27 protein-coding genes are annotated in these 26,022 nt (G+C 70.8%); 14 read left to right on the top strand and 13 right to left on the bottom strand.

Annotation, left to right across the window (positions count from 1 at the left end; all coding sequences use genetic code 11):
• Window positions 1-228: 228 nt before the first annotated feature.
• The 3 genes from ABZ876_RS09440 to ABZ876_RS09450 form a co-directional block, all read right to left on the bottom strand.
• Complete coding sequence (locus ABZ876_RS09440; RefSeq protein WP_234516808.1) at window positions 229-441, bottom strand: hypothetical protein; 213 nt, start codon at window positions 439-441, stop codon at window positions 229-231.
• Between the two features lie 15 nt (window positions 442-456).
• Entirely contained in the window at window positions 457-1,761 is a 1,305-nt protein-coding gene (locus tag ABZ876_RS09445) for an inorganic phosphate transporter (RefSeq protein ID WP_361776830.1), read from the bottom strand.
• A gap of 188 nt (window positions 1,762-1,949) precedes the next feature.
• Entirely contained in the window at window positions 1,950-2,699 is a 750-nt protein-coding gene (locus ABZ876_RS09450) for a GH25 family lysozyme (RefSeq protein ID WP_361776833.1), read from the bottom strand.
• Window positions 2,700-2,894: 195 nt separating this feature from the next.
• Here ABZ876_RS09450 and ABZ876_RS09455 point away from each other — a divergent pair, with 195 nt between their 5' ends.
• From ABZ876_RS09455 to ABZ876_RS09465, 3 genes are all read left to right on the top strand, one after another.
• The gene (locus ABZ876_RS09455) at window positions 2,895-3,623 is read left to right on the top strand and encodes a class II aldolase/adducin family protein (RefSeq protein WP_361776836.1); all 729 of its coding nucleotides are present in this window, start codon (window positions 2,895-2,897) and stop codon (window positions 3,621-3,623) included.
• Window positions 3,624-3,727: 104 nt separating this feature from the next.
• Window positions 3,728-4,855 carry an alpha/beta fold hydrolase gene (locus tag ABZ876_RS09460; protein WP_361776839.1) on the top strand — a complete coding sequence of 376 codons (1,128 nt, stop codon included), beginning with the start codon at window positions 3,728-3,730 and terminating at the stop codon, window positions 4,853-4,855.
• 303 nt (window positions 4,856-5,158) lie between these two features.
• Complete coding sequence (locus tag ABZ876_RS09465; RefSeq protein WP_361776842.1) at window positions 5,159-6,604, top strand: hypothetical protein; 1,446 nt, start codon at window positions 5,159-5,161, stop codon at window positions 6,602-6,604.
• A 7-nt stretch (window positions 6,605-6,611) separates the two neighbouring features.
• Here ABZ876_RS09465 and ABZ876_RS09470 read toward each other — a convergent pair whose 3' ends face one another.
• Complete coding sequence (locus ABZ876_RS09470) at window positions 6,612-7,034, bottom strand: VOC family protein (RefSeq protein ID WP_361777021.1); 423 nt, start codon at window positions 7,032-7,034, stop codon at window positions 6,612-6,614.
• Window positions 7,035-7,447: 413 nt separating this feature from the next.
• Here ABZ876_RS09470 and ABZ876_RS09475 point away from each other — a divergent pair, with 413 nt between their 5' ends.
• From ABZ876_RS09475 to ABZ876_RS09485, 3 genes are all read left to right on the top strand, one after another.
• On the top strand, window positions 7,448-9,046 hold the full coding sequence (locus ABZ876_RS09475) for an ABC-F family ATP-binding cassette domain-containing protein (protein ID WP_361776845.1): 1,599 nt from the start codon (window positions 7,448-7,450) through the stop codon (window positions 9,044-9,046).
• A 366-nt stretch (window positions 9,047-9,412) separates the two neighbouring features.
• On the top strand, window positions 9,413-9,634 hold the full coding sequence (locus ABZ876_RS09480) for a helix-turn-helix domain-containing protein (RefSeq protein ID WP_019885249.1): 222 nt from the start codon (window positions 9,413-9,415) through the stop codon (window positions 9,632-9,634).
• A 132-nt stretch (window positions 9,635-9,766) separates the two neighbouring features.
• Window positions 9,767-10,579 carry an enoyl-CoA hydratase/isomerase family protein gene (locus ABZ876_RS09485; RefSeq protein ID WP_361776848.1) on the top strand — a complete coding sequence of 271 codons (813 nt, stop codon included), beginning with the start codon at window positions 9,767-9,769 and terminating at the stop codon, window positions 10,577-10,579.
• Between the two features lie 107 nt (window positions 10,580-10,686).
• Here ABZ876_RS09485 and ABZ876_RS09490 read toward each other — a convergent pair whose 3' ends face one another.
• Both ABZ876_RS09490 and ABZ876_RS09495 read right to left on the bottom strand, forming a co-directional pair.
• Window positions 10,687-11,442: an SDR family oxidoreductase gene (locus ABZ876_RS09490; RefSeq protein ID WP_361776851.1), complete on the bottom strand. Its 756-nt coding sequence runs from the start codon at window positions 11,440-11,442 to the stop codon at window positions 10,687-10,689.
• A gap of 84 nt (window positions 11,443-11,526) precedes the next feature.
• The gene (locus tag ABZ876_RS09495; protein WP_361776854.1) at window positions 11,527-12,315 is read right to left on the bottom strand and encodes an SURF1 family protein; all 789 of its coding nucleotides are present in this window, start codon (window positions 12,313-12,315) and stop codon (window positions 11,527-11,529) included.
• A gap of 139 nt (window positions 12,316-12,454) precedes the next feature.
• Here ABZ876_RS09495 and ABZ876_RS09500 point away from each other — a divergent pair, with 139 nt between their 5' ends.
• Together ABZ876_RS09500 and ABZ876_RS09505 are read left to right on the top strand one after the other, a co-directional pair.
• Window positions 12,455-12,742 (top strand): hypothetical protein, encoded by a 288-nt coding sequence (locus ABZ876_RS09500; RefSeq protein ID WP_361776856.1) that lies wholly within the window; start codon window positions 12,455-12,457, stop codon window positions 12,740-12,742.
• On the top strand, window positions 12,720-12,977 hold the full coding sequence (locus tag ABZ876_RS09505) for a hypothetical protein (protein ID WP_361776858.1): 258 nt from the start codon (window positions 12,720-12,722) through the stop codon (window positions 12,975-12,977). The genes ABZ876_RS09500 and ABZ876_RS09505 overlap by 23 nt, the downstream gene beginning before the upstream one ends.
• A gap of 124 nt (window positions 12,978-13,101) precedes the next feature.
• On the opposite strand, the gene ABZ876_RS09510 is transcribed toward ABZ876_RS09505, so the two are convergent.
• Both ABZ876_RS09510 and ABZ876_RS09515 read right to left on the bottom strand, forming a co-directional pair.
• The gene (locus ABZ876_RS09510; RefSeq protein ID WP_361776861.1) at window positions 13,102-13,458 is read right to left on the bottom strand and encodes a hypothetical protein; all 357 of its coding nucleotides are present in this window, start codon (window positions 13,456-13,458) and stop codon (window positions 13,102-13,104) included.
• Window positions 13,459-13,852: 394 nt separating this feature from the next.
• On the bottom strand, window positions 13,853-14,491 hold the full coding sequence (locus tag ABZ876_RS09515; RefSeq protein ID WP_361776864.1) for a histone-like nucleoid-structuring protein Lsr2: 639 nt from the start codon (window positions 14,489-14,491) through the stop codon (window positions 13,853-13,855).
• Between the two features lie 265 nt (window positions 14,492-14,756).
• Here ABZ876_RS09515 and ABZ876_RS09520 point away from each other — a divergent pair, with 265 nt between their 5' ends.
• On the top strand, window positions 14,757-15,005 hold the full coding sequence (locus ABZ876_RS09520; RefSeq protein ID WP_361658075.1) for a hypothetical protein: 249 nt from the start codon (window positions 14,757-14,759) through the stop codon (window positions 15,003-15,005).
• Window positions 15,006-15,045: 40 nt separating this feature from the next.
• On the opposite strand, the gene ABZ876_RS09525 is transcribed toward ABZ876_RS09520, so the two are convergent.
• Together ABZ876_RS09525 and ABZ876_RS09530 are read right to left on the bottom strand one after the other, a co-directional pair.
• Window positions 15,046-15,291: a hypothetical protein gene (locus ABZ876_RS09525; RefSeq protein ID WP_361776867.1), complete on the bottom strand. Its 246-nt coding sequence runs from the start codon at window positions 15,289-15,291 to the stop codon at window positions 15,046-15,048.
• 342 nt (window positions 15,292-15,633) lie between these two features.
• Window positions 15,634-16,641: a DEDDh family exonuclease gene (locus ABZ876_RS09530; RefSeq protein ID WP_361776870.1), complete on the bottom strand. Its 1,008-nt coding sequence runs from the start codon at window positions 16,639-16,641 to the stop codon at window positions 15,634-15,636.
• A 338-nt stretch (window positions 16,642-16,979) separates the two neighbouring features.
• On the opposite strand from ABZ876_RS09530, the gene ABZ876_RS09535 reads away from it, so the two are divergent.
• Together ABZ876_RS09535 and ABZ876_RS09540 are read left to right on the top strand one after the other, a co-directional pair.
• Window positions 16,980-17,720, top strand: a complete 741-nt coding sequence (locus tag ABZ876_RS09535; protein WP_361776873.1) for a VIT family protein — start codon at window positions 16,980-16,982, stop codon at window positions 17,718-17,720.
• A 166-nt stretch (window positions 17,721-17,886) separates the two neighbouring features.
• The gene (locus tag ABZ876_RS09540) at window positions 17,887-18,933 is read left to right on the top strand and encodes a zinc-dependent alcohol dehydrogenase family protein (protein WP_361776876.1); all 1,047 of its coding nucleotides are present in this window, start codon (window positions 17,887-17,889) and stop codon (window positions 18,931-18,933) included.
• 135 nt (window positions 18,934-19,068) lie between these two features.
• Here the strand turns inward: ABZ876_RS09540 and ABZ876_RS09545 are convergent, their stop codons facing one another.
• Together ABZ876_RS09545 and ABZ876_RS09550 are read right to left on the bottom strand one after the other, a co-directional pair.
• Entirely contained in the window at window positions 19,069-20,502 is a 1,434-nt protein-coding gene (locus ABZ876_RS09545; protein ID WP_361776879.1) for a CoA transferase, read from the bottom strand.
• Window positions 20,503-20,593: 91 nt separating this feature from the next.
• Window positions 20,594-22,123 (bottom strand): S8 family serine peptidase, encoded by a 1,530-nt coding sequence (locus tag ABZ876_RS09550; protein WP_361776882.1) that lies wholly within the window; start codon window positions 22,121-22,123, stop codon window positions 20,594-20,596.
• Between the two features lie 300 nt (window positions 22,124-22,423).
• Between ABZ876_RS09550 and ABZ876_RS09555 the strand changes: the two genes are divergently transcribed.
• The 3 genes from ABZ876_RS09555 to moaA all read left to right on the top strand — a co-directional run bounded on the left by ABZ876_RS09555 (window position 22,424) and on the right by moaA (window position 25,529).
• Window positions 22,424-22,780, top strand: coding sequence for a DUF485 domain-containing protein (locus ABZ876_RS09555; RefSeq protein ID WP_361776885.1), 357 nt, complete (start codon window positions 22,424-22,426; stop codon window positions 22,778-22,780).
• On the top strand, window positions 22,777-24,396 hold the full coding sequence (locus ABZ876_RS09560; protein ID WP_361776887.1) for a cation acetate symporter: 1,620 nt from the start codon (window positions 22,777-22,779) through the stop codon (window positions 24,394-24,396). The genes ABZ876_RS09555 and ABZ876_RS09560 overlap by 4 nt, the downstream gene beginning before the upstream one ends.
• A 143-nt stretch (window positions 24,397-24,539) precedes the next feature.
• Window positions 24,540-25,529: a GTP 3',8-cyclase MoaA gene (gene moaA, locus ABZ876_RS09565; RefSeq protein ID WP_361776889.1), complete on the top strand. Its 990-nt coding sequence runs from the start codon at window positions 24,540-24,542 to the stop codon at window positions 25,527-25,529.
• 82 nt (window positions 25,530-25,611) lie between these two features.
• Here moaA and ABZ876_RS09570 read toward each other — a convergent pair whose 3' ends face one another.
• Entirely contained in the window at window positions 25,612-25,848 is a 237-nt protein-coding gene (locus ABZ876_RS09570; protein WP_361777025.1) for a hypothetical protein, read from the bottom strand.
• Window positions 25,849-26,022: the final 174 nt, after the last annotated feature.

Here is a 26,022-nt window from a genome sequence, read left to right on the forward strand (position 1 = left end):
CACACGTCGGGGGTCGGGCGGCCGACGTCGAGCAGCAACTCACCCATCAGACTAGGTGGATTGGGCGTGCGCGGCCAGACCACTTCGTTCTGACACCTGTCTTTTCGACGCGGTCGCGATGCGGTGTAGAACGTAGCAAACCGGCACATGTCCCGCCAAAGACCAAGCCCCCACAGTGAGGCTCACTGCGGGGGCTCGACGTGTGCCCGTGCGGGCGGGGGTGCGGGGTCAGGACACGATCAGATAGATCCCGTACGCCACCGCCGCCGCGCACGCCGCGAAGCAGGCGTATGCGCCGGTGGCCGCGAGCGCGGCGCCGCCCCGGGGCGACTCCTTCTTCGCGAGTCCCACGACGCCGAGGGTGAACAGGCCCACCAGGGCCACGGTGACCACGAGGCTGACGCCGAAGACGGAGCCGAGTGCCGCCCAGTCGATCTTCATGAGAGGTGTGCTTCCTTAAACCGTCGCGGGGCTGGTCGGCTCCGCGGAGGGGCCGGTGGTCTGGGCCGGGATGGTGGCCTTCGGACCGGTGTTCTGAGCCGGGATCGTGACCTTCGGGCCGGGGGCCGGGGCCGTCGGGGCGTCGGCCGTGGCGAGCTGGCCCGCCGGCGGCGGGGTCACCGCGGCGATGGCCGTCGTGACGACGCCGGCGGGCTCCGTCTCGACGTCGTTGACGTTGTCGACCGTGACCGGCTTGCGGCGGGACAGGGACCAGATGGCGCCGGCGCCGGCGACCAGCAGCACACCGGTGGTGACGGTGCCCCAAGTGCCCTGCTTGGTGAGGAGTTCGGCGCCCGCGCCGACCAGACCGGCGGCAGGGAGGGTCAGGCCCCAGGCGGCGAACATCCGGGTCGCGGTGGACCAGCGGACCACTCCGCCCTTGCGGCCGAGGCCGGCGCCCATGACGGCACCGGAGCAGACCTGGGTGGTGGAGAGCGAGAAGCCGATGTGCGAGGAGGCGAGGATCGCGGTCGCCGCGCTGGTCTGGGCGGCGAAGCCCTGCTGCGGCGCCAGGTCCGTCAGGCCCTTGCCCAGGGTGCGGATGATCCGCCAGCCGCCCAGGTAGGTGCCGAGCGCGATGGCCAGGCCGGCGGAGACGATGACCCAGGTGGGAGGGTTCGAGCCGGGGGCGATGACGCCACCGGTGACGAGCGCGAGGGTGATGATGCCCATCGTCTTCTGGGCGTCGTTGGTGCCGTGCGCCAGGGAGACAAGACCGGCCGAGGCGATCGACCCGGCGCGGTAGCCCTTCGCGGTCGCCTTCTCGTCGGCGCGGCTGCCGACGGCGTACGACAGGCGCGTCGCCAGCATGGCGGCGAGTCCCGCCACGATCGGCGCTGCGACCGCCGGGATCAGGACCTTGGTGACGATCGTCGAACCGTTGACCGCGGACCAGCCGGCCGAGGAGACGGCGGCGCCGATCAGACCGCCGAAGAGAGCGTGGGAGGAACTGGAGGGCAGGCCCAGAAGCCAGGTCAGCAGGTTCCAGAGGATGGCGCCCACCAGGGCCGCGAAGATCACTTCGACGCGTATGCCCTCTTCCTTGATGATGCCGCCGGAGATGGTCTTGGCGACCTCGACGGAGAGGAAGGCGCCGACGAGGTTCAGCGCGGCGGACATGGCCACCGCCGTCTTGGGCTTCAGAGCGCCGGTCGAAATGGTCGTCGCCATCGCGTTGGCAGTGTCGTGGAAACCGTTCGTGAAATCGAACACGAGAGCGGTGACGATCACGATTCCGAGGAGGAGCGTGATGTGTTCCATTTACCCAGGCTTCTGTGGGAGGTCAGTGGCAGCTAGACCGTAGGCAACCTGGGTGAACGGAAGATGAACTGAGGTGTACCTGGGGGTATATCAAACGGGGTGTTCCCCCTCCGTTTACGGGCCGTGACGACGGCGCCGCTCTCGAACGAAGGCGGAACTTTGCCCTCCGAGGGCCTTGGTGGGCTCGGCTACACCTTGGTGAACGTCTTCAGCCGGGCCAGGGAGCCGTTGAAGAGATTTTGGTCACCCGGCAGGCTGCCGCCGTTGTCGTACTGCCGGAAGGCCCAGAACGACCACCCCGCGGGAAACGCCCCCGCGCCCGGCGCGCCATGGCGGGCGATCCACAGCGCGTGGTCGGCCGCGAAAACCGAGCTGCCGCCGGTGCAGTTGTCCCACCAGCGCGCGGTGGTGTAGATCACAGGGCGGCGGCCGGTCTCGCGCCTGACCTCCTCGCTGAAGGACTTGATCCAGCCGACCATCGCGGCTCTGCTCAGCGCGTAGCACGTGCGCCTGCGGTCGTACGGGTTGTCCTCGAGGTCGAGCGCGGGCGGCAGGGTCCAGCCGTCCGCGCGCCAGGCGCCGCCGTGGCGCACGGAGTACGCGGCCTGCCTGGCGCCGGAGGACCGCTCGGGTGCGGCGAAGTGATACGCGCCACGGATGATGCCCGCGGCGCGGGCACCGTCGTACTGCCGGGTGAAGTAGGGGTTGCGGTAGGTGGTGGACTCGGTCGCCTTGATGTAGACGAACCTCGCGCCCCTCGCCTTGGCGCCGGCCCAGTCCACGTTCTTCTGGTGCGAGGAGACATCGTGTCCCCTCGGTGCGCCGGCCGCCGACGCCGCACTCCCGGTGAGGGATCCCGCGAGGACGAGTGCCGCCGCGGACACCGCGGCGCCGGCGACGCGGACGAAACGGCGGGACGATGTGCGATCACGGGCCATGATTCCCCCCGGAATGGCAACGTGTGCGACAAATCGTCCAGACGCTACTGGAAGATCGCCGGAAGCCGGTCCGGCACCGGCCATTCCGCTCCTAGGGCCGCCTCCACGGATGCACGCCCTTACGGACGCACGGCTTCCGCCCTGCTGTGCGCCGGAGCACCGGCGGACCCGGCGCCCGCCTGGGAAGATCGCGGCATGGCTGAGCAGCGACACGGCGCACGGGACACGCGGGATCCACGGGAAGACGTACGAGGGGAAGCGGGGAAGGGGGCGCCGGACACGAAGGACGAGGTCGCACGGGCCTGGGACGAGCTCGTCGCGACGGCCCGCCGGACCGTGGCCGACGGACTGGTCGTCGGCACGTCCGGCAACGTCTCCGTACGCATAGGCGACACCGTGCTGGTCACACCCACCGGAGTGCCCTACGAGCGGCTGGCGCCCGGCGACGTCGTCGGTGTCGGACTCGACGGCCGGCAGGTGCTCGGCTCCCTGCGGCCGACGAGCGAGCTGCCGATGCACCTCGCCGTCTACCGTGCCACCGGGGCGCGGGCCGTCGTCCACACGCACGCCGTGCATGCGACAGCCGTCTCCACCCTGGTACCGGAGCTGCCGCTGATCCACTACATGGCGGGAGCGCTCGGTGGTGCGGTCAGGGTGGCCCCCTATGCGACCTACGGCACCGAGGAGTTGGCCGAGAACATGCTCGGCGCCCTGGCGGACCGCACCGCGTGCCTCCTGCAGAACCACGGCACGATCGCCTACGGATCGTCACTCACCCAGGCATACGACCGCACCGCACAGCTGGAGTGGATGTGCCGGGTATGGCTCACGGCGTCGTCGGTGCCGGGCCTCACCCCCGCCCTCCTCACTCGTGAGCAGCTGGCGGAGGCTGAGCAACGCTTGCGGGGGTACGGACAGCAGTAGCAGCAGTGGAGGGGCCGCGGGCGCGGCCGCACGGTGCACCCCCGCACAGTGCCCGCGCCGTCCTCCCGCTGGCCGGGGGCGACCTGCGACGGGAGACTGGACAAGTGCGCACTGTGAAAGCGGCGGCCGCAGCCGTCACCGTAGCCATCGCCGCGGGCGCGGCCGGTATCGCCGCGGGCCGCTTCGCCAGCAACGCCGCGCTCAAGGCACCGCCGGGCCGCCCGCTGCCCACCGAACCCCGCCTCACCGTGCACTCCACGGCCGCCGGGCGGATCACGCTCACCCGCGACCTGGCCTCCCGGCGCCCCGGCGTCTACGGACTGTCCGGGGACGGCTCCCACGCGGTCGTCGGCCCGGTGCTGAACACCGCACCCCACTCCGCCGACACCGTCGTACGCCGCCTGGAGCGCGTCACCCACGGCACGCTGGAACCCGGCGACAGGACTTGGCTCACCCCGAACCTCTACATCGGCGACCCGGGCACCGCCCTCGGCCTCGACCACACCGACGTCGACGTGCAGGGCGAACTCGGCGCCCTGCCCGCCTGGTTCGTGCCCGGGGCCCGCGACACCTGGGTGATCACCGTGCACGGGCTCGGCACCACCCGGGAACACCCGATGAACGTCATGGAGTTCCTCAACCGGCAGCAGTTCCCGGTGCTCGACCTCGCCTACCGCGGCGACCCCGGGGCGCCACGCCCCCTGGACGGCCTGAACCACCTCGGGGAGACCGAGTGGCGCGACGTCGAGGCCGCCATCCGCCACGCGGTGCACCACGGCGCCGAGCGCGTCGTCCTGTACGGCTGGTCCACCGGGGCCACCATGGCCCTGCGCGCCGCCACACACTCCCCGCTGCGCGCGCGGGTCTCCGGACTGGTCCTGGACTCGCCGGTGCTCAACTGGGAGGCCACGCTGCGTTCCCTCGCCGTGGCCCGCCGCACCCCGGGCGCGCTGCTACCGCTGGCCGTCCGTGCCGCCCAGGGCCGCACCGGTCTGTACGGCGACCACGTCCACGGGCCCGCCGACCCGCGGCAGCTCACGGTGCCCGCCCTCATCTTCCACGGCCCGGACGATGCGGTCGCACCCTGGGCACCCTCACGCCGCCTCGCGGAACGCCGCGGGGACCTCGTCACCCTGCACACGGTGCGGGACGCTCCGCACGGAGCGATGTGGAACGCCGACCCCGAGGCCTACGAAGAGGCCCTGCGCCGCTTCCTGACCCCCCTGATGTGACCCACCGGGTCCCGGCCTCGCGTACCGCGCCAGGCCCCGGCACCGCGCCAGGCCCCGGCACCGCACTGGGCCCCGTCCCCCCCACACCCCATCGGGCCCGCTGACGTATCCCCACCCCGGGCCGCGCTGACGCACCCCGCGGAGCCCTCGTGCCCCGGCCCGCCCCAGCCCCTTCCGCTTAGCTCCTCCCGAGGGGCCCTTCACCCTCGCTCCCCGTCTTCGGGACCAGTGCGTTGGCCAGCCCTGTCGCCCGCCGTGACATTCCGTTTGGGTTTTCGGACCGTCAACCGGAAGACTGCCCCTGTGACGTCCCGTACCCCGCGCGACTCCAGGCTCCGACTCGTCCGCCCGCGGCCGCTCGCCGCCGCTCCCCGAGCGGTGGCCCAGGGCCGCTCGCGCCGCCCCGCACCCCGCCCGCCCGAGGGCACGCCCCCGCCCGCGGAGCTGGCCGGAATGGCCCGTGCCCGCCTGGCCGACGCCGCCCGTGTCGCCCGCTGGGCCGACGTCTCGCTCGGGCGGGGCCGTGACGGCGCGACGTCCGACGGCAAGGGCACGCTCTCCGACGCCACCGCCGAAAAGGCCGCCGCCGACCTGGGCCTGACCCCCGCTCAGGTGCGTGCCCACTGGGACACCGCGCGCCTGGCCGGCCTCGTCGAGGTGCACGGCGACATCGCCCGCCCCGGCTGGCGGCTGCGTGCCTGGAACCGCGACGACTCCGCGGTCCTGCGCGGCTGGGTCGCCCTCTTCGACGCCTGGTCGCTCGCCTACCCCGAGCCCGCCGGCCGCGAGCACGCCGCCGTCGCCGAGGTCGTCTCGGCCATGCCCCAGGTGCTGTCCTTCCTCCAGCTGTCCGCAGGCCCCGTCCCCGTCGAGCAGCTCCTCGACCTCCTCGAACAGCGGGTGACCGAACTGCGTACCGAACGGTGCGAGATCGCCTACGTCCCGCCCGTCGCCCCGCACCTCTGCGACGACAGGGTGCGTGCCACCCCCGCCGGTCCCGGGACGGCACCCGCTCCGGCCCAGGACACCCCGCTCGCCCCCCTGCTCGACTGGGCCCTCGACGCGCTCGCCTGCGTCGGGGCGCTCACCTGTGCCGACGGGCAGGCCACCCTGACACCGCTCGGCAACTGGGCGGTCTGGGTCAAGCTGGAGCAGATCTGCGTCGCCGCGCAGAGCCCCGCCGGGAACATCGAGCAGAACGCGGAGGACATGCTGCGCGGCTGCGCCGGGCTCCGCCCGAACGCGGCCCGCGCCGAGTGCCGCGCCTGGCTCGCCGCCCGCCCCGTCGGCAGTGCCGTCACCGAACTCCTGGACGCCGCCCGCGGCGAGGACGCCCTGCTGCGCGGACTGGCCTTCGAGGCGCTGCGCGTGGTCGGGGCGCCCGCCGAACCGGATGTGCGGGCCGCCGCCGAGGAGACCACCCTGCGTCCCTACGCGCTGATCTGGCTCGCCGAACAGGAGGGCACCGATCCCGAGGACGCACACGAGGTGCTCACCCGGGAGGAGGCCACCTGGCTGTGGGTCGACACCGCCGCGGCCGTCGCCGACCACGGCGAGGCCCCGCTGCTGGTGCGCCACCTGGAGTCCGCCGTGCAGGCCACCGTGCCCACGCTCCTCGACGAGGTCCGCGCGGTCGGGCATCCCCGCACCGTGCAGGTCCTGGTCGCGCTCGCCGCCGCCCACCCTGACCCGGCGCTCGCCAGGGCCGTGCGCCGCGCCGCGTTCCAAGTGCACACCGGTGGAAGCTGACCGCCGCTCAGACGGCTGTCTCGGGAGCGTAGGTGCCGAAGCTCCAGATGTTGCCCTCGATGTCGCGGGCCATGTAGTCCCGCGAGCCGTACTCCTGGTCCGTCGGGGGCATCAGGATCTCCGCACCGTGCTCCACGGCCCGCTGGTGGTGGGCGTCGACGTCGTCCACGACGACGTACACCGCGCACGGGCCCGCCCGCTTCATGGCCTCGTCGAAGGGGCCGCCGCGGCCCTTCGATCCGAGCATCACCGCGCCGTTGCCCTGCACCAGCTCGGCGTGCAGCACCGAGCCGTCGCCCTCCTCGTCGCTCTCGTACACCGACAGCTCCGTGAAGCCGAACGCCTCCGTGAGCTGTCTGATGGCCGCCTTCGCGTCCGCGTACAGCAACGCCGGGTAGATACTCGGACGCCTGCCGTCCATGCCCGCCATCCCGCTCATCCCTCCTGCAGTCCCGCCCGCAAACCCGGCCTTTCCCCAGTCTTGCACCGGGCACCGACAGCGCCTCCCGGCGCCGCGAGGACGGGCCCGCCCGGCCCGGCGGGCGCGCCACCCGCCGTGTACACCGCCCCGCGGCGCATCCTGGTACGCCCCCGGCAACGGGTGGCGACCCGCTTACCCGGACGAGGGACATCCCGGCCGCGTCACCGCACGGTCCGCCGCCCCCGCGCATACCCTCCGGTCCCGCACAGCAATGAGCATCACAGTGCCGACGACCGCGTACAGAACAAAGCGCTTGCATGCCCCCGTTAGACTGGGGCCCATGGCCATTCTCCTCGCGCATTAGACGGCGGGAACGTCCTCAGCCGCCCATCCCGCCATCCCTCCCGCTCTGGAGTCTGTCCGTGATCTCTGCTTCCGGCATCGAGCTGCGCGCCGGTGCCCGCATCCTCATCGAGAACGCCAGCTTCCGTGTCGCCAAGGGTGACCGCATCGGCCTCGTCGGCCGCAACGGCGCCGGCAAGACCACCCTCACCAAGGTCCTCGCCGGTGAGGGCATCCCCGCCGCGGGCACCGTCACCCGCTCCGGCGAGGTCGGCTACCTTCCGCAGGACCCGCGCACCGGCGACCTGGACGTGCTGGCCCGCGACCGCATCCTGTCCGCGCGCGGCCTCGACGTGCTGATCCGCAAGATGCGCGACAACGAACAGCGCATCGCCGGCGGCAAGGGCGCCACCCGCGAGAAGGCCCTCAAGCAGTACGAGCGCCAGGAGACCGAGTTCCTCACCAAGGGCGGGTACGCCGCCGAGGCCGAGGCCGCCACCATCGCCGCCGCGCTCAACCTGCCCGACCGTGTGCTCGGCCAGCCCCTGCACACCCTCTCCGGCGGTCAGCGCCGCCGCATCGAGCTGGCCCGCATCCTGTTCTCCGACGCGGACACCCTGCTGCTCGACGAGCCCACCAACCACCTCGACGCCGACTCGATCGTCTGGCTGCGCGACTACCTGAAGACCTACCGCGGCGGCTTCATCGTCATCTCGCACGACGTGGACCTGGTCGACACGGTCGTCAACAAGGTGTTCTACCTGGACGCCAATCGCGCCGCGATCGACGTCTACAACATGGGCTGGAAGCTCTACCAGCAGCAGCGCGAGGCCGACGAGAAGCGCCGCAGGCGCGAGCGGCAGAACGCCGAGAAGAAGGCCGCCGCGCTGAACGCGCAGGCGGACAAGATGCGCGCCAAGGCGACCAAGACGGTCGCCGCGCAGAACATGGCCCGCCGGGCGGACAAGCTGCTCGCCGGACTGGAGGCCGTCCGCCAGTCCGACAAGGTCGCCAAGCTGCGCTTCCCCGAGCCGGCCCCGTGTGGCAAGACCCCGCTGATGGCCGAGGGCCTGTCGAAGTCGTACGGCTCGTTGGAGATCTTCACCGACGTCGATCTGGCCATCGACAAGGGCTCCCGGGTGGTCATCCTCGGCCTCAACGGCGCCGGCAAGACCACCCTGCTGCGGCTGCTCGCGGGTGTCGAGCAGCCGGACACCGGTGCCGTCGTCCCCGGTCACGGCCTCAAGCTCGGCTACTACGCCCAGGAGCACGAGACCCTCGACGCGGACCGCACGGTCCTGGAGAACATGCGCTCCGCGGCACCCGACATGGACCTCGTGGAGGTCCGCAAGGTGCTCGGCTCGTTCCTGTTCTCCGGCGACGACGTCGACAAGCCGGCCAGGGTCCTCTCCGGCGGCGAGAAGACCCGCCTCGCCCTCGCCACCCTCGTGGTGTCGTCGGCGAACGTGCTGCTGCTCGACGAGCCGACCAACAACCTCGACCCGGCCAGCCGCGAGGAGATCCTCGGCGCGCTGCGCACCTACAAGGGCGCCGTCGTCCTGGTCACCCACGACGAGGGAGCGGTCGAGGCACTCGAGCCGGAGCGGATCATCCTGCTGCCCGACGGCGTCGAGGACCTGTGGGGCGCCGACTACGCCGACCTCGTCACCCTCGCCTGACACCCCCGTCGGCGCGGTCAGCCCCGGTTGATCGCACGGGTGATCACCTGCGTATGGATCATTCGGCCGATCCGTGATCCATCATCTGTGTGAGATCTCCTCGTACCGGGGTGTGTCCTACACACAATCGACGGTCGAGCCCTTCTGTCCCAAGGGATCGGCCGTCGTGCGTCGCTGACCTGGGGGTTCCCGGATGAACCCGTTCGGGCGTACGCACACGACCGGTCGGAACCCCGGATTCCGTTCGTGGGGATGTGCTCCTGTCGTCACAACCTTGTGGCACGGACCTTGCCGAATGGGTGGCCATCGCGCCTCCGAGGGGTGATCATGAGGAGACCAGAGCGCACTTCCCATGAGGAGGCACGGGTGGCCGAGACTCTGAAGAAGGGCAGCCGGGTGACCGGCGCCGCGCGCGACAAGCTCGCGGCAGACCTGAAGAAGAAGTACGACTCCGGTGCGAGCATCCGGGCGCTGGCCGAGGAGACCGGCCGCTCGTATGGCTTCGTTCACCGGATGCTCAGCGAGTCGGGTGTCACGCTGCGAGGGCGTGGCGGGGCGACGCGGGGCAAGAAGGCCCCGACGGCCTGACGCCGGGCGGCCCATCGGCTTCGGCGGTGGCCACCCGGTCGGTCGGGCGACCGGCCGGGTGGTTACTGTGCAGTCACTTGCGGATGTCCTCGTGTGGCATCCCCTTCTGACCGCACCCATCGGAGGCGCCGTATGGCTTCGCTCGACCCGGAACTCGACAAGGACGGCCCGGTACTCGACAAGGACGGCGTACGGCTCACCGTCGACGACGCGATCGCCACGGTGACGCTGACCAACCCCGCCAAGCGCAACGTGCAGAGCCCCGCTCTGTGGCGGGCGCTGGCGGAGGCCGGACGCACGCTGCCCGGTTCCGTCCGTGTGGTCGTGCTGCGCGCCGAGGGCAAGTCGTTCTCGGCGGGGCTCGACCGTCAGATGTTCACTCCCGAGGGAATCGCGGGGGAACCGACCTTCATCGACCTCGCGCGCAGCAGCGACGGCGAGCTGGACGCGGCCATCGCCGGATTCCAGGAGGCGTTCACCTGGTGGCGGCGCAACGACCTCGTGTCCATCGCCGCCGTGCAGGGGCACGCCATCGGCGCGGGCTTCCAGCTGGCTCTCGCCTGCGACCTGCGTGTCGTAGCGGACGACGTGCAGTTCGCCATGCGCGAGACCGGCCTGGGCCTCGTACCGGACCTCACCGGCACGTACCCGCTGGTGAGCCTGGTCGGGTACGCCCGCGCGCTCGAGATCTGCGTGACGGGCCGCTTCGTCCTGGCCGACGAGGCCGTGACCACCGGGCTCGCGAACATCTCCGTGCCCCGCGAGGAGCTCGACGGCACCGTGCGCGACCTGGCGTCCGCCCTGCTCGCCGCGGACCGGCAGGCGGTCATCGAAACCAAGGCACTGCTGCGCGGGGCACAGGAGCGGACCTACGAGGAGCAGCGCGCCGCGGAGCGGGCCGCGCAGTCCCGGCGCCTGCGGGACCTGGCCGGCACCGGCGACTGAGGCACGAGCGACGCATCACGCGCCCCGCGGTCCGGGCGGACGCGTCCGCCCGGCAGCGGAGGCGCGAGGGGTCGTGCCGTCCGGTCTTCCTGGAAAGTGCCGGATTCCTAGAAGCCGTGCCGGAAGCCGCCGTCGACCGGGAGCATGATGCCCGTGAGGTACGAGGCCGCCGGCGACAGCAGGAACGCGGCGGCGCGGCCGAACTCCTCGGGGGTGCCGTAGCGGCGCAGCGGGATCCGGGCCTCGTTGGCCGCGCGCGTCGCCACCGGGTCCGCCGAGAGCGCGTCCAGCTCACGCACCCGGTCGGTGTCGATCCGGGCCGGGAGCAGCCCGACGACACGGATGCCGCGCGGGCCCAGCTCGTCCGCGATGGACTTGGCGAAGCCCGCGAGGCCGGGGCGCAGACCGTTGGAGACGGTCAGGCCCGGGATGGGCTCGTGCACGGAACCGGACAGCACGAAACCGATGACACCACCCTCGGTGAGCTCCTCGGCGGCCGCGCGGGCCAGCCGTACCGCGCCCAGGAACACCGACTCGAAGCCGGCCCTCCACTGCTCGTCCGTGATGTCGGCGAGATAGCCGGGCGGTGGCCCGCCGACGCTGACGAGGATGCCGTCGAAGCCGCCGAAGTGCTCGCGCGCCGCCGAGATCAGTCGGGCCGGCGCCTGCGGATCGGCGTTGTCGACGGCCACGGCCACCGCGTTCGCGCCCAGCTCGGCGGCGGCCTCGGCGGCCCGCTCCCGGTCGCGGCCCGTCACGATCACCTTCGCCCCGTCGGCGACGAGTTCCCGCGCGGCCGCCTTGCCCAGTCCGCCGGTGCCGCCGGTGACGACGTACACCCGGTCCTTCAGTCCAAGATCCATGACCCCTATCCTGCCGCCCCGTTCCCATGAGGGCGAGAGTGGTCGCCACCCCGGGGCGCTTCGCCGGCAGAAAGCCCAGAGCGGTCAGGCCGTGGCCGGTGCCGGTTCCTCCGTCGGCTGCTCCGCCGCCGCCCGGCGTTCGCGGGCCTCCCGGCGGGCCAGGACGAACCAGCCGAAGGGGACGCCCGCCGAGAACAGCCACCACTGAACGGCGTAGGCCATGTGCGGGCCGATGTCGCTGTGCTCGGGGTCGGGCAGCAGCTCGGGGCCGCCGCCCTTCGGGGCGGGCGAGGTCAGCTCGATGTAGCCGCCGAGGACCTGCTTGCCGAGACGCCGCGCCTGCTGCTCGCTGCCGATCAGCATGACCTGGCGGTCCGGCAGGCCCCGCACGTTCTTGATGCCGCTCTCCGCGGTCGTCTCGTCCGGCATCAGCCGGCCCGTGACGGTGGTCTCGCCCTGCGCGGGCGCCGGGATCCTGGGGAAGTCGGTCTGCGCTCCGTTGGCCGGGATCCAGCCCCGGTTGACCATCAGGACCTTCCCGTCGTCGAGGACGAAGGGGGTCAGGACGTGGTAGCCGACCTCGCCGTCGGCGTTGGTACGGCGGCGCACCACGACCTCCCGGGCCGGGTTGAAGGTGCCCTTCGCCGTCACCCGGCGGTAGAGGTTCTTGTGTGTGACCGTCGCCCCGGGCGAGGTGAGCGACTCGGCCGGAACCGGTGTCGCCGTCAGCGAGTCGGCGATCACCTTGTTCAGCGCGACCTTGTGCTCGTGTCGGTGCAGCTGCCAGAAGCCCAGCTCGATCATCGTCGGGATGAGCGCGAGGGCGACAAGGGTGAGGATCACCCATTGCCGGGACAACAGGAAGCGGTACACCCCACGACCGTACATCTCGGGACGTGGGGCGCCGGCACGGGGGTCTCTCAGACCCGGCCGACGATCCCCACCTTCCCCTCGGCACGGGCGCAGTGGGCTCCGCAGTACCAGTGGCCGTCCGCCTCGACACCTTCTGGCCATGTCAGCGCAGTCCATCTCTCACCTGATCGAGCAGACCTACATGGCAGGCTCGGCGTTTCTCACCGTGGCTGTCTCCTGCATCCCGCCTCTGGTGATCGGCCACCTCATCCACATGGCTGAGACGCCCTCTCAGGCCGTCTCCGCTTCAGAGGAGATAGACGAGCTGAGAGAGGCCAACTCTCACCTGCTCACGGCCTTGATCGAGCACGAGGGGAAGGCTCTGCTCTCTCGCACCGTGGCCGTTCTCGGCGTGACCAGGCACCTTGAAGGCCGGCGCAGCCGCTGAAGAAGCCGCGGAGACCATCGACAGCATCGAGCTGAACATGGCCCCGAGGAAGCGCGGCGGTAGGCGAGTGACGGGCCAGGACATCGAGGAAGCCCGCGAGAGGCTGGCCAGGGACAGCGGTGAGAAGCCGACCGTGGCCCATGTCTGTGAGTTCCTGGGGATCTCTCAGGCCACCTACTACCGCCACAAGCCCTCGGAAGAGTCCGCGGCCGGTGCTCTGTTCGCCAGTGCCTGACAGTCCTAAAGCTGGGGTAGGAGATGCGCCTCGGGCTGAGAGACGGAAATAGATTGCCCCCGGCCTTCTGGCCGGGGGCCTCTCTGCGTGACGGAACTGGTCCGTCCTAACTCTCCGGTCATCACTACTCCCAGGACTGCTTGGGGATGGGCATGAAGTCCCGCAGCGCACTGACGCACCCTCGCGACCAGTCAACCAACTGCTCATCGCTCCAGCCGAAGGTTTTCGCATCCAGCTCGTTGAGCACTCGGTCGTGCGCCACGCCCGCTTCGCAGTCGTACAGGGCTGTGTCCGGGTCCTCGTAGATGGTCGACCAGTCGTAAGCGTCCTTGCGCCCTTCCTTGAACGCGGGCGACCAGGAGCCCGGCCCGCTGTCGTCAGTCACGGACTTGACCACTCCGACGAGGATGACCACGGCCCAGGCGCAGCCGATGACCGCCCATACCCGCTTCTTGCCGTATCTCTGGGTGAGCGTTTGCATGTAGATGTACCCCCCACATGGTTCGTGTGGTCGCTGATCATAAGTGGTTGATCTATTAACAAGAAGAGGGGGGCTCGTGAAGACAGCACTCCCTACTCCCGGCACCATCGCCGGCCGGTCTGACCCTCCGACAGGCCCGCCCCTGTGGGGCGGGCCTGTCACACCTTGGTGAGAGAGGGGCAGGGGGGAGTGGGACGGACCGGAAGGCCAGCGCATCCGGTCCGTGGTGTCCTGCAGCGCGAGTGCTGCCGAGGACCGCAAGACGGTCCTGGAGGACGAGGGACACACGGACGTCACGGTGGTTGCCGTGCCGATCTTCGGGGGGAAGAACTGATGGACGCGAAGAATGGCCCCGGTTGCCATTAGGCAGCGGGGAGCTTTTCTTGTTCCCGGATCAGTATTTGTGCTCTACGTTCAGGTCCCCAAGGTGGTCGACCGTGATCCTTACGGCGCCTTCGGACTCCCAGGCTTGCATGGGTCGGCTCTCCGCCGAGAAGGAGCTATACAGGAAGGTCATGAGCAGGCGGGCTGTCTCCCACTTCTTCTCGGAAGGGATGGAGAGCGTCGCGTCATAGTTGCCGTTTCCCTTCCGCTCGCCGGCCTCGATCTCAAAGTCTCTATGATCCAAGCCGGCGAACGCGGTCTGGAACATCACCCAGTTATCCAGGTTAGTTCTGCCCTCTTTCACGTCAACCCTCCCAACTCTGCTGAGGCACCTGTCCGCCTTGTAAGCCTCACGGACCTTTGCGCTTATGCGCCCCTTCGAGGCACAGGGCACACCGTTGGCCTTGGCCCAGGCCCGGATCGCTTCCGGGCTACCGACCTCGGGCTCAGTGCTGCGACCGGCGTAGACCTTGGCAGGTGCCGGAATCTCATGCGGGAACGTCAGGACACCAGACTGAACGGCAGCCTTGAATGTGCCCGGCTGCTCAATCGTGCTGAGGCACGGGAGCGTCTTTTCGTTACCGGTCACTGCCAGATGCATTGCGGTTGGCGTCACTCCGAAGTCCTCGGCCAGAGCAGATGCATCCATGAATTATTTGAGACGGGATTTCGAGTATTGCGACTGACCTACTCAAGGTGTTGCCGCGTTAGTAAGCCACTGTGGGGGGTGTGTGACAAAGGAAGAGTGGCTTGAGAGATGGTTGTCCGATGCTCCGGTCCTCGGTGAGGACCAGGCGGACGAGATCCTTGAACTCATGGACTTGAAATGACCCCTACGCTGACCAGGGGTCATACCTGGCTAGCGCGGCGCTGTCAGCTTGCGAGCGCCTTCCTGATGGCTGACCATGCCGCTTATGACACGTTGCGAAGTGTGCGGGAATGACTACGAGCTAGCGTTCACCGTGGAGACCCAGGACGGTGCTCGTCACGTCTTCGATTCGTTCGCCTGTGCCATCCACCGCATGGCACCCATCTGCGAGCACTGTCGTGTTCAGATCATCGGCCAGGGTGTCGAGGTCGACGGACATTTCTACTGCGGAGCCCACTGCTCCCGTGCGGAGGGGAAAGTGGGGATCGTCGACAAGGTTGGATCACCGGCATAGAAAGCGGCCCCTCTCCCGTGGGAGGGGCCGCTTTCTCGTTTCAGGCGGCATGGAACACCGGCTTAACTCGCGCGGGATCGAACCTGCCTCCCCGGCTCTTGGCCGGGTGAATGAGCACCGCCCGGAGCACCTTGCGGACGATGATCCGTTGCCGTTCAATCGACAGATTTTGCCAGCCGTGCGACAGCAGCTCTTGAGTGATCGAACGAGTGCCGGCCGGGACGGCGTGGTACGCGCGGTCTGCCAGCAGTTCGTTCTTGCGAGCGTTCAGGTCGTCCAGGGCCATAACGTACGAGGCGGCCCGGACCTTCTTGGCCTTCCATAGCGCCTGAAGCTCGGTGATGTCGCCCTCGACCTCTGCAAGCTCTACTTCACCCGGCCATGGCTCGGCGGCCTCCGGGACATGGTGCGATCAGGTCGGCATGTGAAGATTCTTTGAGGGGGACGACAGGGGTGAGTAGTCAGTTCAGTCAAACGCTAGTACCTCGCCCTGCGCGTGCACCTCGAAGGTCATTCCGTAGTCGTTGCCGCACACTTCACATCTCGCCATGCGCCACAGGGTGAGCCGTGGCCGTCACGCGGGCGAGCGGTCGGCGGGCCAGTCGCACGGCAATCACCGGTAAGTCCGTCAGCGGCCGCCGAGCGAGTGCTCCACCGCGGGCTCGACGTCTCGCAGCAGCTGGCCGAACGCCGCCTCGTCCACCACCGGCGTGCCGTACTGCCGCGCCTTGACGGCCTTGGACGTGCCCGAGTCCGGATCGTTGGTGACCAGCAGGCTCGTCAGCCGGGACAGGCTCGTCGCGACATGCAGGCCGGCCTCCGTCGCGCGGTCCTCCAGCAGTTCCCGGTCGACCGAAGTGTCCCCGGAGAAGGCGACCCGCATGCCCTGCTTGAGCCGTTTGCCTTCTTCGTACCGCCCCGGGTTGGGATAGGGACATGCGGGCCTTCTGCGGGAGGGGCGCCAGCTGCCGGGAGGGTAGCCGCCGTAACCGCCCCCCTGCCGTCCGATGCGCGGCGCGGGCCCGTCCGCCCATTCGGTCAGCGGCCGGCACTCGTGCAGCGGCAGCCGCAGAGCCCCCGCCGCCGCGGCCCGCAGACTGGGCCGGAACGCCTCCGCCAGCACGCGCGCGTCGTCGAGCGCGTGGTGCGCGCGCCGCTGGACGACGCCGAAGTGCGCCGCCAGCGACTCCAGCTTGTGGTTGGGCAGCGGAAGGCCCAGCTCCTTGGAGAGCACGATGGTGCACAGCCGCTGGCGCACCGGAGCCTCGCGCTGCGCACGCGCGTACTCCCGTGCGATCATCTGCCAGTCGAAGACGGCGTTGTGCGCGACGAGCACCCGGTCCGCCAGCCGGGAGGAGAACTCCTCGGCGATGTCCCCGAAGAGCGGGGCGCCTTCGAGCATCTCGCTCGTCAGACCGTGGATCCACACCGGGCCCGGGTCGCGCTCCGGGTTGACCAGCGTGTACCAGTGGTCCTCGACCTCGCCGCGCGCGTCCAACCGGTAGACGGCCGCGGAGATGATGCGGTCGTTGCGGGCCAGGCCGGTGGTCTCCACGTCAACGACCGCGTATCCCTTGGGGTACGCGGCCGGCCACACTGTGGGTGAGGACGCTGCGGTCGCACGGTCTTCGAGCATGGTCACTGAGGATACGGGCCACGACCGACAGCGGTGCTCCCACCCGGCCCGGCGGAGCCCGTCGCGCACCCTCGCGCGGGGGTGCGCACAACCCTTCTGCCTGCCACCGGAGTTCGCCTCGAGGCCGAGGGACACGTGCCGCCCGCCGTCCGCGGAACCGACGGAGCGAGGCGCTGCGCCGAACGCAACTCCGGTCCGGCCCGGACCATTTGACGGAGGCGGACACGGCCGGGCTCGCCCCGTATGCTCCGCCGGGCGCACCGGCCGCCGGAAACCACCTTCGGCCTCCGTCGGCGTGGCCCGCCGTCGCTCCCCGCCCGGAATGAGACCCTCCCGGCGTGAACGATGCGGTACCGGGTGGAACGCCCGCCGGCGGCCGGGCGCACCAGGAGGCTCACCACGGCGCGCTCGGCTCGCGGCTGAACTGGCTGCGCGCCGCGGTCCTCGGCGCGAACGACGGCATCGTCTCCACCGCGGGTCTCGTCGTCGGTGTCGCGGGCGCCACGACCGACCGCGCGGCGCTGCTGACGGCAGGGCTGGCGGGTCTGCTCGCCGGCTCCATGTCGATGGCGGCGGGCGAGTACGTCTCCGTGTCGACGCAGCGGGACTCGGAGAGAGCGGCGCTGGCCCTGGAGCGGCGGGAGCTGACGGAGCAGCCGGAGGCGGAGCTGGAGGAGCTGACGGAACTGCTGGAGCGGAGGGGCCTGTCCGGGGAGGTGGCCCGCGAGGCGGCGGCCCAGCTGACCGAACGGGACGCGTTGCGCGCCCACGCGCGTGTGGAGCTCGGTATCGACCCCGACCAGCTGGCGAACCCGTGGCACGCGGCAGGGGCCAGCTTCCTCGCCTTCACGGTGGGGGCCCTGCTGCCGCTGCTCGCCATCGTGCTGCCGCCCGCGGCCTGGCGGCTCCCGGTGACGGTGGTGTCCGTGCTGGCCGCCCTGGTCGTCACCGGCTGGGCCAGTGCCGGCCTGGGCGCGGCGAAGCCGGGCCGCGCCGTGGCGCGGAACGTGGCGGGCGGGGCGCTGGCGATGGGCGTCACGTACGCGGCGGGGACGCTGCTGGGGGCGGCGGGCGTGTAGGGGGAGGGTCCCGCGCCGTACCGCGTGCGCAGCCCGCCGCGAATCAACCCGCTGGTCCGGGGCACCCTCGGCGCGCGAGGGGTGACGGTGACGCCGTACCGTGAAGGTGCGCTCGACCACCCCCTGAGTGCACTTTCGCAACGTTCGCACGAGAAGGATCCTCGCCATGCGCGCCACCACCATCCACGCCCCCTACGACATGCGGGTGGAGGACGTGCCCGAGCCCGTGGTGCAAGTGCCCACCGACGCGATCGTCCGCGTGCTGCGGGCCTGCATCTGCGGCAGCGACCTCTGGGCGTACCGCGGTGAGGCGCCCCGGCAGCCGGGGCAGCGGATCGGGCACGAGTTCCTCGGTTTCGTGGAGGAGACCGGCTCCGAGGTCACCGGCGTCCGGCGCGGCGATCTCGTGGTCGCGCCCTTCATGTGGTCCGACGGCGTCTGCGACTACTGCAGTGAGGGACTCACCACTTCCTGTGAGCACGGTGGCTTCTGGGGCTCGGTCGGGTACGACGGCGGACAGGGCGAGGCGGTGCGCGTTCCCTTCGCCGACGGCACCCTCGTCCGGCTGCCCAAGGAGGCCGCCTCGGACGACCGGCTGCTGTCCGCGCTGCTGACGCTCTCCGACGTCATGGGCACCGGGCACCACGCCGCCCTCGGCGCGGGAGCCCGCCCGGGTGCCACGGTCGCCGTGGTCGGGGACGGGGCCGTCGGACTGTGCGCCGTGCTGGCCGCCAAGCGGCTCGGCGCCGAGCGGATCATCGCCCTGGGGCGCCACCAGGTCCGTACGGACATCGCCCGCCGCTTCGGCGCCACCGACGTCGTCGCCGAACGCGGGGACGCCGCCGTGGAAGCCGTCCGTGAACTGACGCGCGGTCAGGGCGCGCACGCCGTCGTCGAGGCCGTCGGCACCGAGCAGTCGATGCGGACCGCCGTGAACATCACCCGCGACGGCGGTGCCATCGGCTTCGTCGGTGTCCCGCACGGGAGTGGCACCGGACTCGACCTGGGTGTCATGTTCGACCGGAACATCGCCCTGCGCGGCGGCGTCGCGCCGGTGCGCGCGTACATCCCGGAGCTGCTGCCCGACGTCCTCGACGGCACCATCGACCCCTCGCCGGTCTTCGACCGGACGGTCGACCTGGAGGGTGTGCCCGAGGGCTACAAGGCGATGGACGAGCGCACGGCCCTCAAGGTGCTCGTCACGGGCAGCTGAGCGCAGCGCCCACGGCAACGCGGCGCCCGCCCCAGGGGCGGGCGCCGCAGGTCCGCAGCGAGTGCGGCAGACAGCCGGCACTCCGCCCCGGGAGACACCCGGCGCACTCCGCCCCCGGGGGGATCTCCGGCCCGTTCAGCCTTCCGGCGAGGCCGTGCTCCAACGGGCCGGATCCCGGCCCCACCGACCGGGCGGTCGCGCCCAGTCGGACGGTCCGTCCGTGAAACGCAGCGGCGGCAGGGCGTACCGCAGCCGCCCCAGTGCGCTGTCGTTCTCCCCGAGCCAGGGCTCCGGGCCGCCGTACGCGGCCGTGATCGCCGGGCCGTCGTACACCGCCCCGCCGCGCCCGGCTCCCCGGTCCCTTCCGTCCGTCAGCCAGGCCGCCGTCCGCGCGAGCGCCAGCCGTACGATCCGGCTTCCGCCCTCCTCCGTCTGCTCGGTGAGGGATCGCAGGACCGCTGCGGCCAGCAGATATCCCGTGCCGTGATCCAGGACCTGTGCGGGCAGGGCCCCCGGCCGCTCCGCCGAGCCCTCGCTCACCGCGATTCCGGTGGCGGCCTGCACCAGGCTGTCGAAGCCCCGCCGCCCGCCCCAGGGCCCGTAAGCACCCCACGCCGACAACTGCGCCAGCACGAGTCCGGGCCGCCGCTCGGCCAGTTGTTCGGGGGCGAGTCCCCACCGGTCGAGCGCGCCGGGCCGGTAGCCCGTGACGACCACGTCCGCCTCCGCCAGCAGCTCCTCGAAGGTCCGCCGGTCCGCGGTCGCCGCCAGGTCGAGGAGGGAGGAGCGCTTACCGAAGTCCATGTCGGCATGCTGATCGGGGAGTTCCGGCAGGTGCGGGGTGTCGATCCGCAGCACGTCCGCGCCGAGCAGCGCCAGCGCCCGGGTGGCCACCGGGCCCGCGATGACCCGGGTGAGGTCCAGCACCCGCAGACCGGCGGCGGGCAGCAGCGGCTGTCCGGCGGAGCGTTCGAGCGGGATCAGCGGGCGTACGGGCGCCTCATCGAGCCGTTCACGGCTCACCAGAGGATGCGCGGCGACCGCACGCCCCTGCTCGTGCGCCGCCCACTCCCCGGGCGTGCGCAGTGCGACCGCGAGCCCTCCGGCCGCGTACACACCGTCCTCCACCTCGGCGGCCGACCGCTCGGCGACCGCGGCGGCCACGGATTCCACGGACGCGTCCGCCGCCAGCCCGAGGGCGCCGAGCAGCCGCTCGCGGTGATGCGGATAGTTCGCGTGCGTGCGCACCCAGCCGTCCGCCGTGCGCCAGAAGCGGGACAGCGGTGCGAAGTTGACCGGCTCCCGGCCGTCGAGCCGCAGATGCCGCTCGCTGTGGAAGGCGGTGGCCACGGCCCCGTCGTCCACCCGGACCTCGGGCACGACCGGCAGTCCGGCCCGTCGTGCGCCCCACTCGGCGGCGGCCAGCGCACAGGCGCCGACACAGGCCCGCGCCACCTCCCGTACGGGCAGCCGCGAGGACAGCGTCCCCTCCCGCGCGACGTACGAGATCCTGCCCACCAGTGCCGGGTCTCCGCCCAGCGCCGCCCATGTCATGTCCGTATCGGTCATGGGGGCACTGTGCCGGATGTACTCGATCAACATGGCGGCAGGTCCCGGGGCAGCTACTGCACCGGGACCTGCCCGCCGACGGCGGGTTGCGCTACTTCACCGCGCGCAGCGCGTTGACGATGCCGAACCCGTAGAACCCGTTCACCCGCTTGCCGCCCACGCAGGTGGCGTCCACGACCCCGTCCCCGTTGCCGTCGTAGGGGCCGGCCGGGCAGCCCGGGTTGTCGGCCTGCGCCTTGAGCAGCGCCTGGAGCTGGTCCGGGCTCGCCCACGGATGCGCCGACTTCAACAGCGCGGCCACGCCCGCGACGTGCGGCGATGCCATCGAGGTGCCCTGGAGGAAGCCGTACTGGCCGCCCGGCATGGTGGAGAGGATGCGACCGTTCTTCGACGGCGTGTCTGGGATCTGGTACTTGTCGCCGCCGGGCGCCGCCACGTCGATCACGCCGTCGCCGTAGCTGGAGTAGTACGACTTGGCCTTCGAGACACCCGTCGCGCTGACCGTGACCACGCCCGGCAGCTGGGTCGGCACGTCGAAGCACTCGTGCGGGTCGACGGTGCGGTTCACCGCGGTGGAGTCGTCGGGGCTGGAGGCGTCGGCCAGGGAGTGGGAGTCGAGGTCGTCGTTGGAGTTGCCCGCCGAGGCGACGCTGAGAGTGCCCTTGCGCTGGGCATACCGCTGGGCCCGGTTGACCGCGTCGACGATGGCCCGCTGGTCCGGGTCGTCCATGCAGTTGTAGAGCCACGGGTCGACGTAGTAGCTGTTGTTCGTGATCTCCACACCGTGGTCGGCGGCGAATACGAACGCGCAGACGACGCTCTCGGGGTAGAAGAGTTCGCTGACCGGGTCGGCCACCTTGATGGCGGAGACCTCGACGTTCGGCGCGACACCGGCGACCCCGATGCCGTTGCGGGCCGCCGCGATCTCACCCGCGACATGGGTGCCGTGGTAGTGCTCGGGCTTCGCGGGCCGCCAGGCGCCGTAGGAGGTGTCCGCCTTGCCGCCGACGCAGCTCGCGGACTGCGACGCGGAGAAGTTCGGGGCGAGGTCCGGATGGGTGTCGTCGACTCCGGTGTCGATGACGGCGACGGTGACCTTCCGGCTGCCGGGGTTGATCTTCGCGGCCTGGTCGGCGCCGATCGCGCGCAGGTCCCACTGGTCGGCCTCGAGGGGCTCGCTCTCGCCCGAGGCCGCCGAGGCGCTGGAGAGCCTGGCCGCCTGATCCTTCGTCAGGTACTGCGCGGCGCCCTCGTCCGTGGTGCCCGCCGCGGTCAGCGGGGCGGTCCGGGTCGCGCCGGCGGACTGCACCCCGGGAACGGTACGCAGGGTCTTGGCGAAGTCGGGGTTCGCGGAGTGGACGACGAACACACCGATCCGGTCGTATGTCACCACGATCGTGCCATCGGCCGCGGCGATCGCCTGCTGCACCGATGCGATCGTATGACGGTCCGTCCGCGCGTTGACCACGTAGGCGAGTTCGGGCCCGTCGGCGGTCCGCGCCATGGGGGCGGTACTCGGGGCGGCCGACGCCGTGCCCGGCAGGAAGCCCAGGGAGGCGGTGAGCGACAGCACGACCGGCACAGCGAGGGCGAGGCGGCGTCTGGAACGCAGATGAGCCATGGGATCTCCACATCATCCGGAAACGTGAACAAGCCGGAATGCTGTGGCATCCCGGCAGGTACATGACGGGTGGTGCAGGGTGACGCTATCCGCCGTCCCGGGCCGTCAGCAATGACTTCGGGCGACTACGTAAAAAAGAAACCAAGGGAGTTGAACCGGCCCACGAGGCGCGCCGTGACCTCGGGCAGGGGGTACCCAGGCGGCTGCCGCCCCCTGTCGGATCACACACCGGAGCGCTAGCGTCGCACCCCGGTGATGTGACCCACATCACTATGAGGTCCGTAATGCGAGGAGACACCCGTGGCCACCGACGCACCTCCCCCGTCCAAGACCGAAGCCGGCCATCCGACCACCGAAGCGTTCCTCGCGGTCCAGGAGAGCGCCGAATTCGGTGAACTGCGCCGCTCCCACCGTTCGTTCGCCTTCCCGCTGACCGTGGCGTTCATCGCCTGGTACCTGGTCTATGTGCTGCTGTCGAACTACGCGGACGGGTTCATGGGCATCAAGCTGTTCGGCAACGTCAACGTCGCCCTGGTGCTCGGCCTCGCCCAGTTCCTCACCACGTTCCTCATCGCGTGGTGGTACTCCCGCCACGCCGCAGCCCGGATCGACCCCAAGGCCGAGGCCATCAAGTCCCGGATGGAGGCAGGCGCATGAGCCCGGCAGTCCTCCTGGCCGCCGGTGAGGCGAGCAAGCACCGGCCGCTCATCGTCACCCTCTTCGCGGTGTTCGTCGCGGCGACCCTCGTCATCACCGTCTGGGCCGGCCGCCAGACCAGAAACGCCGCCGACTTCTACGCGGGCGGCCGCCAGTTCACCGCCTTCCAGAACGGACTCGCGGTCTCCGGCGACTACATGTCCGCCGCGTCCTTCCTCGGCATCGCGGGCGCCATCGCCCTCTTCGGCTACGACGGCTTCCTGTACTCCATCGGCTTCCTGGTCGCCTGGCTGGTGGCCCTGCTGCTGGTCGCCGAGCCGCTGCGCAACTCCGGCCGGTACACCATGGGCGACGTGCTGGCGTACCGCATGCGCCAGCGCCCGGTCCGCACCGCGGCCGGCACCTCCACCATCGTCGTGTCGATCTTCTACCTGCTGGCCCAGATGGCGGGCGCGGGCGTCCTGGTCTCGTTGCTCCTCGGGATCACCAGCGACGGCGGCAAGATCGGTATCGTCGCCCTCGTCGGCGTGCTCATGATCGTGTACGTCACCATCGGCGGCATGAAGGGCACCACCTGGGTGCAGATGGTCAAGGCCGTCCTGCTGATCGCGGGCGCCCTGCTGCTGACCTTCCTGGTGCTGCTGAAGTTCCACTTCAACCTGTCGGACCTGCTCGGCAAGGCCGCCGCCAACAGCGGCAAGGGCTCGCCCTTCCTGGAGCCCGGACTGAAGTACGGCGCCACCGGCACCAGCAAGCTGGACTTCCTCTCCCTGGGCATCGCCCTGGTACTCGGCACCGCGGGTCTGCCGCACATCCTGATCCGCTTCTACACGGTGCCCACCGCGAAGGCCGCCCGGAAGTCGGTGAACTGGGCGATCGGCCTCATCGGCGTCTTCTATCTGATGACCCTCGCCCTCGGCTTCGGCGCCGCCGCCCTGATCAAACCCGACGAGATCATCGCCTCCAACAAGGCGGGCAACACGGCCGCGCCCCTGCTCGCGCTTCACCTGGGAGGCACGGACTCCAACGGGGGCGCGATCCTGCTGGCCTCCATCTCGGCGGTCGCCTTCGCCACGATCCTCGCGGTGGTCGCGGGCCTGACCCTCGCCTCGTCCTCGTCGTTCGCGCACGACATCTACGCCAACGTCATCAAGAAGGGGCAGGCGAGCGAGAAACAGGAGGTGAGCGCGGCCCGCTGGGCGACCGTCGGCATCGGAGCCGTCTCCATCGCCCTCGGCGCCCTTGCCCGCGACCTGAACGTGGCGGGCCTGGTCGCCCTCGCCTTCGCGGTCGCCGCCTCCGCGAATCTGCCGACGATCCTCTACAGCCTCTTCTGGAAGCGGTTCACCACCTCCGGGGCCCTGTGGTCGATCTACGGCGGCCTGGTGACCGCCGTCGGCCTGGTGCTGTTCTCGCCGGTGGTCTCGGGGAAGGAGACGTCGATGTTCCCGCACGCCGACTTCCACTGGTTCCCCCTGGAGAACCCGGGCCTCATCTCCATTCCGGTCGGGTTCCTGCTGGGCTGGCTCGGCACGCTCCTGTCGAAGGAGCAGCCGGATCCCGGCAAGTACGCGGAACTGGAGGTACGGTCCCTGACCGGCACCGGGGCCCACTGACCGCCCCGCACCGACGGCCGCGTCGTAGGGATCTACGACGCGGCCGTGGCACACCTGGTGGGTTCGGGCGCTGTTGTTGTCGGTGCCGTCACGTAGGCTCGCAGTTGACGGAAAGACGATCCGTGACGAGGGAGGGGGCCCGAGTGCTCATCGACACCTACGGCCGGACGGCCACCGACCTGAGGGTCTCGCTGACCGACCGGTGCAATCTGCGGTGCACGTACTGCATGCCGGAGGAGGGCCTGAAGTGGCTCGCCAAGCCCGACCTGCTGACGGACGACGAGATCGTCCGCCTGATCGGCATAGCGGTCACCTCCCTCGGAATACAGGAGGTCCGCTTCACCGGAGGCGAGCCGCTGCTGCGCCCCGGCCTCGTCGGCATCGTGGAGCGGGTCGCCGCGCTGACCCCCCGGCCCCAGACGTCCCTCACCACCAACGGCATCGGCCTCGGACGCACGGCGGCGGCCCTGAGGACGGCGGGCCTGGACCGGGTGAACGTCTCGCTGGACACCCTGCGCCCGGACGTCTTCAAGGCGCTCACCCGCCGGGACCGCCACCAGGACGTCCTCGACGGCCTCCGGGCCGCGCACGAGGCGGGCCTCGCCCCGGTCAAGGTCAACTCCGTCCTGATGCCGGGGCTCAACGACGACGAGGCCCCGGACCTCCTCGCCTGGGCGATCCGGCACGACTACGAGCTGCGCTTCATCGAGCAGATGCCCCTGGACGCCCAGCACGGCTGGAAGCGCGAGGGCATGGTCACCGCGGGCGATGTACTGGCCTCGCTGCGTACCCGTTTCCAGCTGACCGCCGAGGGCGCCGAGGAGCGCGGCTCCGCCCCTGCCGAGCGCTGGATCGTCGACGGCGGCCCGCACCGCGTCGGGGTCATCGCCTCGGTCACCCGCCCCTTCTGCGCGGCCTGCGACCGCACCCGTCTGACGGCCGACGGCCAGATACGCACCTGTCTGTTCGCCACCGAGGAGACCGACCTGCGCGAGGCGCTGCGCTCCGGCGCCCCCGACGAGGAGATCGCCCGCATCTGGCGGCTCGCGATGTGGGGCAAGAAGGCGGGCTCGGGACTGGACGACCCGTCGTTCCTCCAGCCCGAGCGGCCGATGTCGGCCATCGGCGGCTGAGCCCGATCGGAGGCCGAGCCTGATCGGCGGCTGAGCCCGATCGGAGGCCGAGCCTGATCGGAGGCCGGACCCCGGGGCCGAGTCAGCCCGCCGAGGGACTCGTGCCGGGGGACTCCCAGTCCTCCAGCTTCACGACGTCCTTGAGAAACCCGCGTACGCCGAGGAACTTCGACAGATACTCGCGGTGCTCCTCGCACGCCAGCCAGGTCTTGCGGCGCTCCGGCGTGTGCAGCTTCGGGTTGTTCCAGGCCAGCACCCACACGGCGGCGGCACGGCAGCCCTTGGCGGAGCACATGGGCGCATCGGGATCAGGGACCATCACATGCCGACCCTAGCGCGATCCCGCGCATGCTCCACGAGCCGGGAACCGAGGGCGGGGCCAGCGACACGTGACAACACGATCGCGCCCAAAAGGCGACGCCGAGCAGCCACGGGGGGAGCTGCCCGGCGTCGGTCTGTCGCTCCGACGGGGGATGCGGAGCGCGTACGCAGT

Origin of the sequence: Streptomyces sp. NPDC046931, assembly GCF_040644655.1 — a bacterium.
Classification (GTDB): domain Bacteria; phylum Actinomycetota; class Actinomycetes; order Streptomycetales; family Streptomycetaceae; genus Streptomyces.

What these genes read in the sequence shown, in the direction of transcription:
- ABZ876_RS09510 (WP_361776861.1), bottom strand. Translation starts at nt 13,458, where the DNA reads ATGCAAACGCTCACCCAGAGATACGGCAAGAAGCGGGTATGGGCGGTC.
- ABZ876_RS09550 (WP_361776882.1), bottom strand. Translation starts at nt 22,123, where the DNA reads ATGGCTCATCTGCGTTCCAGACGCCGCCTCGCCCTCGCTGTGCCGGTC.
- ABZ876_RS09445 (WP_361776830.1), bottom strand. Translation starts at nt 1,761, where the DNA reads ATGGAACACATCACGCTCCTCCTCGGAATCGTGATCGTCACCGCTCTC.
- ABZ876_RS09530 (WP_361776870.1), bottom strand. Translation starts at nt 16,641, where the DNA reads ATGCTCGAAGACCGTGCGACCGCAGCGTCCTCACCCACAGTGTGGCCG.
- ABZ876_RS09470 (WP_361777021.1), bottom strand. Translation starts at nt 7,034, where the DNA reads ATGGCGGGCATGGACGGCAGGCGTCCGAGTATCTACCCGGCGTTGCTG.
- ABZ876_RS09515 (WP_361776864.1), bottom strand. Translation starts at nt 14,491, where the DNA reads ATGGATGCATCTGCTCTGGCCGAGGACTTCGGAGTGACGCCAACCGCA.
- ABZ876_RS09525 (WP_361776867.1), bottom strand. Translation starts at nt 15,291, where the DNA reads ATGGCCCTGGACGACCTGAACGCTCGCAAGAACGAACTGCTGGCAGAC.
- ABZ876_RS09540 (WP_361776876.1), top strand. Translation starts at nt 17,887, where the DNA reads ATGCGCGCCACCACCATCCACGCCCCCTACGACATGCGGGTGGAGGAC.
- ABZ876_RS09450 (WP_361776833.1), bottom strand. Translation starts at nt 2,699, where the DNA reads ATGGCCCGTGATCGCACATCGTCCCGCCGTTTCGTCCGCGTCGCCGGC.
- ABZ876_RS09455 (WP_361776836.1), top strand. Translation starts at nt 2,895, where the DNA reads ATGGCTGAGCAGCGACACGGCGCACGGGACACGCGGGATCCACGGGAA.
- ABZ876_RS09490 (WP_361776851.1), bottom strand. Translation starts at nt 11,442, where the DNA reads ATGGATCTTGGACTGAAGGACCGGGTGTACGTCGTCACCGGCGGCACC.
- ABZ876_RS09545 (WP_361776879.1), bottom strand. Translation starts at nt 20,502, where the DNA reads ATGACCGATACGGACATGACATGGGCGGCGCTGGGCGGAGACCCGGCA.
- ABZ876_RS09520 (WP_361658075.1), top strand. Translation starts at nt 14,757, where the DNA reads ATGACACGTTGCGAAGTGTGCGGGAATGACTACGAGCTAGCGTTCACC.
- ABZ876_RS09570 (WP_361777025.1), bottom strand. Translation starts at nt 25,848, where the DNA reads ATGGTCCCTGATCCCGATGCGCCCATGTGCTCCGCCAAGGGCTGCCGT.
- ABZ876_RS09485 (WP_361776848.1), top strand. Translation starts at nt 9,767, where the DNA reads ATGGCTTCGCTCGACCCGGAACTCGACAAGGACGGCCCGGTACTCGAC.
- ABZ876_RS09560 (WP_361776887.1), top strand. Translation starts at nt 22,777, where the DNA reads ATGAGCCCGGCAGTCCTCCTGGCCGCCGGTGAGGCGAGCAAGCACCGG.
- ABZ876_RS09500 (WP_361776856.1), top strand. Translation starts at nt 12,455, where the DNA reads ATGTCAGCGCAGTCCATCTCTCACCTGATCGAGCAGACCTACATGGCA.
- ABZ876_RS09440 (WP_234516808.1), bottom strand. Translation starts at nt 441, where the DNA reads ATGAAGATCGACTGGGCGGCACTCGGCTCCGTCTTCGGCGTCAGCCTC.